The organism is Bradyrhizobium sp. (genome assembly GCF_036009065.1).
Lineage (GTDB): Bacteria > Pseudomonadota > Alphaproteobacteria > Rhizobiales > Xanthobacteraceae > Bradyrhizobium.
The window spans coordinates 1-12,061 of record NZ_DASYMN010000087.1 but is presented as its reverse complement, the minus strand read 5'-3'; the positions used below and the strand labels follow the sequence as shown (position 1 = coordinate 12,061).

The following is a 12,061-nucleotide window of genomic DNA, read 5'->3' as shown; positions in this document are numbered from 1 at the left end:
GATCCGCGACAGCACGAACAGCACCATGCCCAGCGGCGGGTGCAGCAGCCCGATCATCAGATTGAGCGTCATCACCACGCCGAAATGAACCGGGTGGATACCCACCTTCACAATGATCGGCATCAGTACCGGCACCAGAATGCTGATCGAGGCGATCGGCTCCAGGAAGCAGCCGACGACCAACAGCAGCACGTTGATCAGCAGCAGGATGATGTATTTGTTGTCGGTCAGTTGCAGCAGCGCTTCGGCCCCTGCTTCCGTCAACCGGGTCGTGGTCAACACCCAGCCGAACAGCGAAGCCGCTGCGACGATCAAGAGCACGCCCGCGGTGGTCTCGATGGTGTCCATCGAGACCTTGTAGAACTGCTTCAGCGACAGCGAGCGATACAGAAACACGCCGAGGATTAGCGCCCAGGCGCAGGCGGCGATCGCAGCCTCGGTTGGCGTGAACCAGCCGAAGGTCATGCCGCCGACGATGATCATCGGCGTCATCAAGGCCGGCAGCGCCGCGAGGAAGGTGCGGCCGAGCACGTTCCAGCGAAACGCCTGATCGGAGCCCATGCCGTAGCGCCGCGCGCAATAGGTGACATAGAGCATCATGAAGATGGTCATCACCGCGCCGGGAATGAAGCCGCCCAAAAACAGCGCGCCGATCGAGACGTTGCCCATCATGCCGTAGATCACGAACGGCAGCGACGGCGGAATGATCGGCCCTAATGTCGCCGAGGCCGCGGTGACCCCGACGGAAAATTCGAGGTCATAACCATGATCCTGCATGGCTTTGATCTCAATGGTGCCGAGGCCCGCGGCGTCGGCAATGGCGGTGCCGGACATCCCGGCAAAGATCACCGAGCCGAAAATGTTGACATGGGCGAGCCCTCCCTTCATCCAGCCGCAGGTTGCCACCGCGAAATCATAGATGCGGTTGGTAATCCCGGCCGAATTCATCAGGTTGCCGGCGAGGATGAAGAACGGCACCGCCAGCAGCGGAAAGCTGTCCAGACCTCCCGCCATGCGATGCAGGATCACGAAGTCCGGAATGTTCGCGATAAAGTGCGTATAGAGCAGCGATGAGAACGCCAGCGCGATGAATACGGGAATGCCGGCCAGCAGCGTTGCAAAGAATACGAAAATTAAAACCGGCATCGGTTAAGCCCAGTCCTCAATCGGCGTGAATTTGCTCGGTAACATCGTGCGTCCGACGCCAGCCGTCGCGCGCATTGCGCCACACCACCTGAATCTGGCGCGCCAGCATCATGAAGCAGCCGAGACCGACGATGCCGTAGACGATGCTCATCGGCAGTTCGAACACGGTCATGCGCTGGTAATGCATCCGCTCGACGATGGTCAGCGAAAAATAGGCCAGCAATGCCATGAATCCGAGCGTGATGAAATCCACCAGCGCCAGCAGTGCGGCCCGCATCGGTCCGGGACCCATCAGGTTCGACACCAGTTCGACCGCGATATGCGCCTTCTTGCGGGTGACCACGGCGCCGCCGATGAACGCCAGCGACATCAACCCGTAACGCGCGATCTCCTCCGTCCACGACAGGCTGTCGTTCATGATGTATCGCGTGAAGAACTGCAGGAAGACGATGATGGCGAGCGCCCAGAACAGCACGAAAGCGATCCAGTCCTCCGGGTAATGCTCGATAATGACCTCTTCGTCCTGTGCGACGATCAGGTGAACGTCGTCGTCGGGAGCGGCGGCGGGCTTAGGTCTAGTGTTCATGGCTTAATCTCGAACCGTCGTCCCGCGAAGGCGGGGACCCATACGCCGTGTCACCTCGTTTTGGCAGAGTGGCAGAGGCCTTCTGCTATCATCAACGCCAGGGGTTATGGGTCCCCGCCTTCGCGGGGACGACATCCCTGGCGCGTTCACTCCGTTAGCTCATCCGCTCTACTTCAACGCCTGCAGTGCGTCGTACTCCGCCTGGCTCCAGCCGGCGCCGGCCGACGCGTCGTTGTGCAGCGGGATCGCCGCCTTGCGGAACGCCTCACGGTCTACCGTGACCACGGTCTTGCCGAGCTTGCGCAGTTCGTCGGCGGTTTTCTGCTCCGACGCGCGGATCTGGTCGCTCGACTTGGCGGCCGCCTGAACCAGCACCTCGTCGAACACCTTCTTGTCGGCATCGGACAATTTCGACCAGACATGTCCGCCGACGATCGTCAGCAGCGATTCGGCGATGTGGCCGGTCAGCATGATGTGCGACTGCACCTCGTAGAATTTCTTGGCCATGATGGTCGGCAGCGGATTTTCCTGGCCGTCCACGGTGCCCTGCTGCAAGGCGAGATAGACTTCCGCGAAAGCGATCGGCGTGGCGTTGGCGCCGACCGACTTCGCCAGCATCAGATAGAGCGGCGCCGGCGGCACGCGCAGCTTCATGCCCTTCATATCCTCGGGCTTCTTGATTTCCTTGTTGGCGGTGACCATCCGCTCGCCGTAATAGGTGAGCGCCTCGATCTTGTGCCGGGTCTTGTCCTCGTAACCCTTGGAGATATCGCGGAACAGCTTGCTGTCGCGGTAGGCCTTCCAGTGGTCGAAGTCGCGCATCATGAACGGCGCCCCGGAGATCGCCAGCGGCTTGTGGATCGAGCCCGCGAACGAGGTGCCGGTATAGATCATATCGACGGTGCCGAGGCCGAGACCTTCGTTGATCTGGTTCTCGTTGCCGAGCTGCGAGGCCGGGAACACCGCGACCTCGTAGCGCCCGTTGGTGCGCTTCTTGATTTCCTCGGCGGCCCACAGCGCCTCGGTATGATAGGGCTCGGCTATCTCGTAGACATGCGCCCATTTGAGTTTTGTCTGTGCCGAGGCTGATCCCGCGACCGCTGCTGCGATGACGAATGCCACGCCCATGGCGAAACGGCGTGTCCAGATGGACATGATATCCTCCCCCAAAATTGTGCCGAGACCTCGTAGATGGGTCTTCAGCCAATAACGTCGCCGAAATGACCAGCGGATGCAAGTAGTGATAAGGCTACTTAAGTCACAGCGGCAAGACGCGCAGCGGCAAGGTGTCGAGCCCGCGCAACGTATTGTTGAGCCGGCGCGTCGGCTCCGCAGTCATCTCGAACGTGGCGACGCGCCTGACCAGCGCGCCAAGGATTGCCTCGGTCTCCAGCCGCGCCACGGCCTGGCCGACGCAGCCATGAATGCCGGTGCCGAAGGTCATATGGCCGGTGGCGCGGCGCTTGACGTCGAAGCTATCGGGCTTGTCCCAGCGGCGCGGATCGCGATTGGCGGCGGCGAATAACAGCAGCACTTTTTCGCCCTCGCCGAGGCGAACGCCGGAAACATCGATTGCCCTGGTGGTGGTGCGGAAGAAGGACTGCACCGGCGCCTCGAAGCGCAGCACCTCCTCGAACGCGCCGCGGATCAGCGCCGGATTTTCGCGCAACGCTTTCCATTGCTCGGGATAACGGGCCAGGCAATACAGCGCATTGCCGAGCCCGTATACGGTGGTGTCGATGCCTGCCGACAGGAACGAACGGACCAGCATGCCGGCCTCGTCTTCGCTCAACTCCCCGGAGTCCACCGCATCGAAGATCCGCATGCCCAGCCCGCCCGGCTGCAGCGCTGCGCGGCTGCATTTCGACATGATCCAGTCCCGGACCGGGCCGGCATTTGCCATCGCGGCGTTGAACAACTCGTTGCGCGGCCCGAACGAGTTGAACACCATGCTTCCATAGGGCAGCAGGTTCTCGCGGCCTTCGCCGGAAAGTCCGACCGCGTCCGGAAACACTTTTAGGGGATAGGCCTCGGCGAGGTCGGCGACGCCGTCGAATTCCCGGCTTTCGACCAGCCGCGCGACCAGAAGTTCCGCTTCGCGTTCGAAGGTATCGCGCAAGACCTTGATCGCACCAGGCGACAGGATGCGGGTCAGCACGGCGCGGGTGCGGGTATGCAGCGGCGGATCGGCTTCCAGGATGATGCTTGGCGGACGCCATGGCGGTTCTTTACGGAAATCGCTGAGGCCGACGCCGGCCGAAGAGCAATAGGTCTGCCAATCGGTCAAGGCGTCGCGGACCTGCTCGTGGCGAGCCATCGTCCATATGCCGTATTGCTCGAGCCAGACCACCGGCCCGGCCTCGCGCAACGCCTCGTGGTGCGGATAGGGATCCTGCAGGAAGCCGTGCGAAAACGGATCGACCGATGATACCGGACGGCTCAGGGTGGCCTGTTCGCTCGCCATGTCGTCTCCCGTTTGTCTTTTCTTGCACGTATTCGCGCTCAGGCTCATCCTGAGGAGCGGCGCCTTCGCCGCGTCTCGAAGGATGGAGTTCCGGGCTCATGGTTCGAGACGGCGCAAGAGCGCCTCCTCACCATGAGGAGAAAGAGTATTTTGCACGACTCTGGCGGGGATTGTCACCCCTTTGCTTGTGCTATTTAAATGTCCGACTTGAAACGAGGACATGGCAATGCCGGAAGCCGCGACAACTCCCCTCCCCGACGATCCCGCGCTGCTGCGGATCGAAGGACCCATCGCCACCATCACGCTCAATCGTCCTGACGCGTTCAATTCGGTCAATCTCGCCATCGCGCAAAAACTGGAGCAACTCGCCGCCGAAGTGGAAGGCGATGACGACATCCGCGTGCTGGTGATCGAAGGCGAAGGCCGCGCCTTCTCGGCCGGCGGCGATCTGCAGACCATCGGCGCGGCGGCTGCCGCCGACACCATCGCGCCGGTGGTCGGCGAACTGCTCAAGCACTACCACGCCTTTATTGAAACCTTGCGACGGATGCCCAAGATCGTGCTGACAAGCGTGCACGGCTCCGCGGCCGGGGCGGGCATGGGCCTCGCCTTCGTCGCCGACCTCTGTATCGCGACCGAGGATGCACGCTTCACGCCGGCCTACGCCAAAATCGGCGTGTCGCCTGACGGGGGCAGTACAGTCGGCATGGTCGGCACCGTAGGTGTCCGCCGCGCGCTGCAGATTTTTCTCGCCGAGGACAGTTTTTCGGCGCAACAGGCCTATGACTGGGGCCTGGTTGCCAAGGTCGTGCCGGCCCCAGAGCTGAAGGCGGCGACGCGGCAACTCGCTGAACGGCTGGCGCAAAATCCCATAGCCGCAATCGGAGGCACCAAGGCGCTGGTCTATCAGGCCGTGGTAACGCCGACCAAGCAGCAACTCGACGCCGAAGCAACTCGCATCATCGGCTGCATGCAGACGGAAGAGTTTCGACTGGCGGTGAAGAAGTTCACAAGCAAGGAGAAGTAGCCGCCTCCACATGCATCGCCGTCATCCTGAGGTGCTCGCCGCGCAGCGACGAGCCTCGAAGGATCGGCCACAAGCGCGTGCGGCCATCCTTCGAGACGCCGCGCAAGGGCGCGGCTCCTCAGGAGGACGGCGGTGTATGCGGTTACCAGAGTTAATTCGGACGAGTCGCTACTTCCCCTGCCCGCGCATGAAATCGAAGTCGCAGCCTTCATCGGCCTGCAGGATGGTCTCGTTGAACAGATGCGCATAGCCGCGCCGCGCCCATTCCGGGGCAACCGCGGGCGCCAGCGCCATGCGGCGTTTTTCCAGTTCGGCGGCATCGACCAGAAGATCGATGCTGCGCGCGGACACATCGAGCCGGATCATGTCGCCGCTGCGCACCAGCGCCAGCGGTCCGCCGACCGCGGATTCAGGGGTGATGTGCAGCACGATGGTGCCGAACGCGGTGCCGCTCATCCGCGCGTCGGAAATCCGCACCATGTCCTTCACGCCGCCGCGCGCGAGTTTTATGGGGATCGGCAGATAGCCCGCCTCCGGCATCCCCGGCGCGCCCTTCGGGCCGGCATTGCGCAGCACCAGCACGTCATCGGCGTTGACGTCGAGATCGGGATCGTCGACCCGCAGCGTCATGTCCTCGACCGAATCGAACACCACGGCGCGGCCGGTGTGCTGCAGCAGTTTCGGGCTCGCCGCGGAATGCTTGATCACCGCGCCGCGCGGCGCGAGATTGCCATGCAGCACCGCCATTGCGCCTTCCGGTTTTATGGGATCATTGCGGCCGCGGATAGCGTCCTGCCCCGGCACCTCCTCCGCATTCGCGACCGCGTCGCGCAACGTGCCGTCGATGGTTTTGGCGTCGAGGTCGAGCAGGTCGCCAAGCTGCTGCATCAGCTTGGGGACCCCGCCGGCGTGATGGAAATGCTCCATGTAATGCGCGCCGGAAGGTTTCAGGTCGATCAGCACGGGCACCTCGCGGCCAAGCCTGTCGAAGGCCTCGAGATCGATGCGATGCGGCGTGCGATTGGCGATCGCGGTCAGGTGAATGAGGCCATTGGTGGAGCCGCCGATCGCCTGCAGCACCACCAGCGCGTTGCGGAACGCAGCCGGCGTCAGCAATTCGCTTGGACGCGGCGACTTTGTCACCGCCATCTCGGCCGCACGCTTGCCGCTGGCCTCCGCGAGGCGAAACCGCTCGGCGTGAACAGCCGGGATCGTGGCGCTCATCGGCAGCGACAGGCCCAGCGCCTCGGTGATGCAGGCCATGGTCGAGGCCGTGCCCATCACCATGCAGGTGCCGACCGAGGGCGCGAGCCGGCCATTGACCGCCTCGATCTCGTCGACGTCGATTTCGCCGGCGCGGAATTTTCCCCACAACCGCCGGCAATCGGTGCAGGCGCCCAGCACCTCGCCCTTGTGATGGCCGACCACCATCGGCCCGACCGGGATCACCACCGTCGGCAGATCGGCGCTGACCGCGGCCATGATCTGCGCCGGCAGCGTCTTGTCGCAGCCGCCGATCACCACCACAGCGTCCATCGGCTGGGCGCGGATCATCTCCTCGGTATCTATCGCCATCAAATTGCGCAGGTACATCGAAGTCGGATGCGCAAAACTCTCGGCGATCGAGATGGTCGGAAATACCATCGGCATCGCGCCCGCCAGCATTACGCCGCGCTTCACCGCCTCGATGATGTCAGGCACGTTGCCGTGGCAGGGATTGTAGTCGCTGTGGGTGTTGGTAATCCCCACGATCGGCCGGTTCAGCGCGTCATCCGAATAGCCCATCGCCTTGATGAAGGCCTTGCGCAAAAACAGCGAAAACCCGGCGTCGCCGTAACTGGTCAGTCCCTTGCGCAATCCGTCGGCCATTGTCGTTTCTTTCTGTTGTTCCGGGTTCGCGTCGATCCGTCCATATAATACACCGTCATTCCGGGATGCGCCTCTTGGCGCAGGCCCGGAATCCATAATCACGATTCGGGGTCATGGATTCCGGGCTCGCGCGAAGGGCGCGCCCCGGAATGACGGCGTGTCGGGGCTTCGCCGTCACTTCCACTTCACGATTTTGCTCGCGTCGCCTGAAAACTCCATGCTGCAGAACGCGCCGCCCTGGTAGAACTGCCGCACCGGATCGGGCTTCAGCCTGGCCTGCTCGGCAAGAGCGTGCTCGCGAAAATCCTCGGCGCGGCCGGTCGGGCGGTAGCCGAGATCGTAGGCGCGGTGGTTGTCCCACCACGCGCGCTCATTATAGGACGCGCCGTAGAGAATCTCGAAATGGATATCGGGATGATCGAGCCCTATCCGGCAGAGCTGCACCAGGTCTTCCGGCTTCAGCCAGATCGAGAGCCGGCGATGATCCAGCGGCTTGTCGCCGAAATTGCCGATCCGCAGACACGTGACGCCGATGCCGTGCTTGTCGGCATAGAGCGAACCGATCGCCTCGCCAAACGCCTTGCTGACGCCGTAGCGGCTGTCGGGGCGCACCGTCACGTCGGTGCCGATCCGGTGATGCCTGGGATAGAAGCCGACCGCATGGTTGGACGATGCGAATACGATGCGCTTGACGTCCTTCTTGCGCGCGGCCTCGAACAAATTGTAGCAGCCGATGATGTTGGACTGCAGGATCGTGTCCCACGGGCCTTCGACCGAGAATCCGCCGAAATGCAGGATGCCGTCGACGCCTTCGCAAATGGATTCGACCTGGGCGAGATGGGCGAGGTCGGCGGGCTTGAATTTTTCGGACGCACCGAGATCGGCCGGGGTTTTCACGTCGCTCAGCACCAGATCCGGATAGATCGGCGGCAGCAGCTTTCGCAGGCGCGTGCCGATTTCGCCGGAAGCGCCGGTCATCAATATGCGTGGCATTTCATCCCTCGTTGTTGAATCTTGATCTGAGTATGGCGCGGCGGCGGTCTTGCAGCAAGCAGACCGTCATCCTGAGGAGCGCGCTCTTGCGCGCGTCTCGAAGGATGGTCGCGCGCCTGCGGTCGATCCTTCGAGGCTCGCCGCTGCGCGGCGAGCACCTCAGGATGACGGCTCGCTTGCTGCCAGCAGAAGCGAATGATAGCAACCTCACTGCCGAGGAAACGCAACAACGAGAAACGTCCATGTCCGATTCCACTGAACGCGCCGGCTGGCGGCCGGCCACCTGTTATCCCGATCCCGCGATTCACGCGGTCGATCCGCGCTTCGAGAAATACTGGCTGAAACTCTCGGCGATCGAACGGCTCGCAACCGGCCTGCGCTGGGGCGAAGGCCCGGTGTGGTTCGGCGACGGGCGTTATCTTTTGTGCAGCGACATTCCCAACAACCGCATCCTGAAATGGGAAGAGGAAACCGGCGCGGTCAGCATCTTCCGCAAGCCGTCGAATTTCGCCAACGGCCATACCCGCGACCGCCAGGGCCGGCTGGTCGGCTGCGAGCACGGCGGACGCCGCGTTGTCAGGACCGAATATGACGGCTCGATCACGGTGCTGATGGATTCCTTCGAGGGCAAGCGGCTGAACTCGCCTAACGACGTGGTGGTGAAGTCCGACGGTTCGATCTGGTTCACCGATCCGGTGTTCGGCCTGCTCGGCAATTACGAGGGCTACAAGGCGGAATCCGAGATCAATCCCAACGTCTATCGCATCGACGGCGAGACCGGCACAGCCACCATCGTCGCCGACGACGTGCTCGGCCCCAACGGGCTGTGCTTCTCGCCGGACGAGAAGATTCTCTATGTCGTGGAGTCGCGCGGCGTGCCGAACCGCAAGATCCTTGCCTACGACGTCAGCGCCGATGGCAAAACCCTTTCCAACAAGCGCATCCACATCGACGCCGGCCCGGGGACGCCGGACGGCATGCGCTGCGATATCGACGGCAATCTGTGGTGCGGCTGGGGCATGGGCGATCCGGAACTGGACGGCGTGTTCGTATTCGCGCCCGACGGCGCCCAGATCGGCCGCATCGCACTGCCCGAGCGCTGCGCCAATCTGTGTTTTGGCGGCTTGAAGCGCAACCGGCTGTTCATGGCCTCGAGCCAGTCGATCTACGCGCTGTATGTCAACACGCAGGGCGCGTCGGGGGGATGATCCGTGCCCGGGACGCAGCGCAGCGCGCAGCACTTGCGGAGCGGTGCGCTGCAGAGCCGGGGCCGTAACGGAGGTCGGCGCCCGTTACGGTCCCGGCTCTGCGCAGCAGCGTGAAGAACGCTGCAGCGCGTCCGGGACACACGGCTCACGCCGCGTTGAAGCCGGCGATCGCCTTCACCTCAAGATATTCCTCCATGCCGTATTTGCCCCATTCGCGGCCGTTGCCGGACTGCTTGTAGCCGCCGAAGGGCGCGGAGCGCTCGTTGGGCACGCCGTTGAGGTTGACGTTGCCGGCGCGCAGCTTGCGGCCGACGTCGCGCGCGCGCTCGACGCTGCCGGCGGAGACGTAACCCGCCAGCCCATAGGGCGTGTCGTTGGCGATCTTCACGGCGTCCGTCTCGTCCTTGGCGCCGAGGATCGAAATAACCGGCCCAAAAATTTCCTCGCGGGCGATGGTCATGTCGTTGGTGACGTCGGCGAACACCGTCGGGCGGACATAGAAGCCCTTGTTGACGCCTTCGGGCAGACCGGGACCGCCGGCGACCAGCGTAGCGCCCTCTTCGATGCCCTTCTGGATCAGTTTCTGGATCTTGTCCCACTGAATCCGCGACACCACCGGGCCGATATTGGTGCCTTCGGCGCGCGGATCGCCGGCCTTGGTCTTCTCGGCGACGCCTTTGGCGATTGCCGCGACTTCCTTCATCTTCGACAGCGGCACGATCATGCGGGTCGGCGCGTTGCAGGATTGTCCGGAGTTGTTGAAGACATGCGCGACACCGCCGGCGACGGCCTTTTGCAGGTCGGCGTCTTCCAGGATGATGTTCGGCGACTTGCCGCCGAGTTCCTGGCTGACGCGTTTTACGGTTGGCGCGGCCCGCTTTGCGACATCGATGCCGGCCCGCGTGGAGCCGGTGAACGAGATCATGTCGATGTCCGGGTGCTCGCTCATGGCGGCGCCCACTTCAGGGCCGAGGCCGTTGACGAGGTTGAACACGCCCTTGGGCACGCCGGCTTCGTGCAAAATTTCCGCGAAGATCAGCGCGGATGACGGCGTGAATTCCGAAGGCTTCAGGATCATGGTGCAGCCGGCGGCGAGCGCGGGCGCGACCTTGCAGGCGATCTGGTTGAGCGGCCAGTTCCACGGCGTGATCATGCCGATGACGCCGACCGGTTCGCGCACCACCATCGCCGAGCCGACCGGCTCCTCGAAGTGGTAGTTTTTCAGCACCTCGAGGGTGGAGGCGATATGGCCGAGGCCGGCGCCGGCCTGGAATTTTTCCGCGAACGGCAGCGGCGCGCCCATCTCGTCGGAGACCGCGGCGCCGATGTCCTTCATGCGGGTCTTGTAGACCTCGATGATCTTGGCTAGCAGCGCGACGCGCTCCTCGCGGCTGGTCTGCGAAAACGTTTCGAACGCGCGCTTGGCGGCGGCAACCGCCTTGTCGACGTCGGCCTTGGAGCCGAGCGCAACCTCATACATCGCCTCTTCCGTCGCGGGATTGACGACGGGCGTGGATTTCTTGACGGCGGGATCGACCCAGGCGCCGTCGATGTAGAACTGCATGCGGTTGACCATCGTGAACCTCTTGATTTCGAAGCGATTGAGAAGGGAACGGAACGTCCGGCAAGCATCCTTGCACGAAAGCGCCGGGAATTGAACCCGCCATGCGCGGGGCCGCGGATGATGCGGACTGGCATATAAGGTCTGACATGTGGAGGAAGCAAGGCCAACTCACTGTCGTCCCAGCGAAGGCATCCGACAGTACGTTCCCCGGACGCAGCGCAGCGCGTAGCTCTTGCGAAGCGGTGCGCTGCAGAGCCGGGGTGGTAACGAAGGCAGCATCCGTAACGGTCCCGGTTCTGCGAAGCGGCATGAAGAATGCCGCATCGCGCCCGGGACACGAGACTCACTCGTCATTGCCGGGCCTGACCCGGCAATCCATCCTCTTCGAAGGACTCTTCCCGAAGCCTGATGGATACGCGGGTCAAGCCCGCGTATGACGCAGCGCATGTTGCAGCATCTCGCAAAATTTTCAAATTTCAAAATTCAAACAGCCAAGCGCCTGCGTCCTCGCGCCGCCGCGCGAGTTGAGCTTTTAGTTGATCTCCCCTTTTGAGGGGAGACGGAGCGCCCGATCGACGCGCCTTGGTAGTAACAAAAGCGCCTTTCGGACGCTCCATCGCGGCGACTTCTTCGTCCCTGGGACCGAGCTTCCGGCACGGGCGCGAGCCAAAACTCGCCATCCAGGCAGGCTTTCGCCCACCCTTCACCTGTACCCCCCAGCCATTTAAGGCAGAGCCCCGTAGTGGGCTCGGGCGGTTACCCAAGGCCCCCCGAGTACGTGCTTGCGAGGCACGTCCGCGGGCGCCGCATCCGACCGGTTCGGGTTACCCCTCGCCGATCAAGCTTTCGCTCTGTCCCACTTCAGGATCGCCTCTAGAAGCGCCCCTCACTGGACAGGACATGCGCAGGATAAGCGAGGTCTTGAGCACGGGGATAGGTATACATTCACAATTGCGTGAACAGCTTGCGTTCCCCGGACGCAGTGCAGCGCACTCGGGTCCGCGCCTTGCGCGGCCCGAGCACAGGCTCCGCTCTTCGCGGAGCGGTGCGCTGCAGGACCGTAGGGCGCAATAAGCGCAGCGCATTGCGCCGCAAGAATAACGGCGCGACGGCCAGCGCTCGCGCCGCAAGCTTGCGGCAAATACGCTCTCATGATGGCACGGCCATGCCGGGCAGAACAGCGATCAGCGTTTCGATCAGGAAG

General features: G+C 63.2%; 9 protein-coding genes. 2 read left to right on the top strand and 7 right to left on the bottom strand.

The features are described from left to right. From VGP39_RS05405 to VGP39_RS05390, 4 genes are all read right to left on the bottom strand, one after another. Window positions 1-1,146 (bottom strand): TRAP transporter large permease (locus VGP39_RS05405; protein ID WP_327567078.1); only part of this gene is annotated, 1,146 nt, incomplete at its 3' end. Between the two features lie 16 nt (window positions 1,147-1,162). Continuing rightward, entirely contained in the window at window positions 1,163-1,732 is a 570-nt protein-coding gene (locus VGP39_RS05400; protein WP_327567077.1) for a TRAP transporter small permease, read from the bottom strand. Window positions 1,733-1,900: 168 nt separating this feature from the next. Continuing rightward, window positions 1,901-2,887, bottom strand: coding sequence for a sialic acid TRAP transporter substrate-binding protein SiaP (locus VGP39_RS05395; RefSeq protein ID WP_327567076.1), 987 nt, complete (start codon window positions 2,885-2,887; stop codon window positions 1,901-1,903). 103 nt (window positions 2,888-2,990) lie between these two features. After that, a complete protein-coding gene (locus VGP39_RS05390) occupies window positions 2,991-4,196 on the bottom strand; it encodes a cytochrome P450 (RefSeq protein ID WP_327567075.1) in 1,206 nt (401 codons plus the stop codon). A gap of 226 nt (window positions 4,197-4,422) precedes the next feature. Here VGP39_RS05390 and VGP39_RS05385 point away from each other — a divergent pair, with 226 nt between their 5' ends. Next, complete coding sequence (locus tag VGP39_RS05385; RefSeq protein WP_327567074.1) at window positions 4,423-5,223, top strand: enoyl-CoA hydratase/isomerase family protein; 801 nt, start codon at window positions 4,423-4,425, stop codon at window positions 5,221-5,223. A gap of 168 nt (window positions 5,224-5,391) precedes the next feature. Here the strand turns inward: VGP39_RS05385 and VGP39_RS05380 are convergent, their stop codons facing one another. Beyond that, complete coding sequence (locus VGP39_RS05380) at window positions 5,392-7,092, bottom strand: IlvD/Edd family dehydratase (protein WP_327567073.1); 1,701 nt, start codon at window positions 7,090-7,092, stop codon at window positions 5,392-5,394. A 174-nt stretch (window positions 7,093-7,266) separates the two neighbouring features. Next, on the bottom strand, window positions 7,267-8,085 hold the full coding sequence (locus VGP39_RS05375) for an NAD(P)-dependent oxidoreductase (protein WP_327567072.1): 819 nt from the start codon (window positions 8,083-8,085) through the stop codon (window positions 7,267-7,269). 242 nt (window positions 8,086-8,327) lie between these two features. Between VGP39_RS05375 and VGP39_RS05370 the strand changes: the two genes are divergently transcribed. Next, on the top strand, window positions 8,328-9,293 hold the full coding sequence (locus VGP39_RS05370; protein WP_327567071.1) for an SMP-30/gluconolactonase/LRE family protein: 966 nt from the start codon (window positions 8,328-8,330) through the stop codon (window positions 9,291-9,293). 145 nt (window positions 9,294-9,438) lie between these two features. Here VGP39_RS05370 and VGP39_RS05365 read toward each other — a convergent pair whose 3' ends face one another. After that, a complete protein-coding gene (locus VGP39_RS05365; RefSeq protein ID WP_327567070.1) occupies window positions 9,439-10,869 on the bottom strand; it encodes an aldehyde dehydrogenase family protein in 1,431 nt (476 codons plus the stop codon). Window positions 10,870-12,061 lie beyond the last annotated feature (1,192 nt).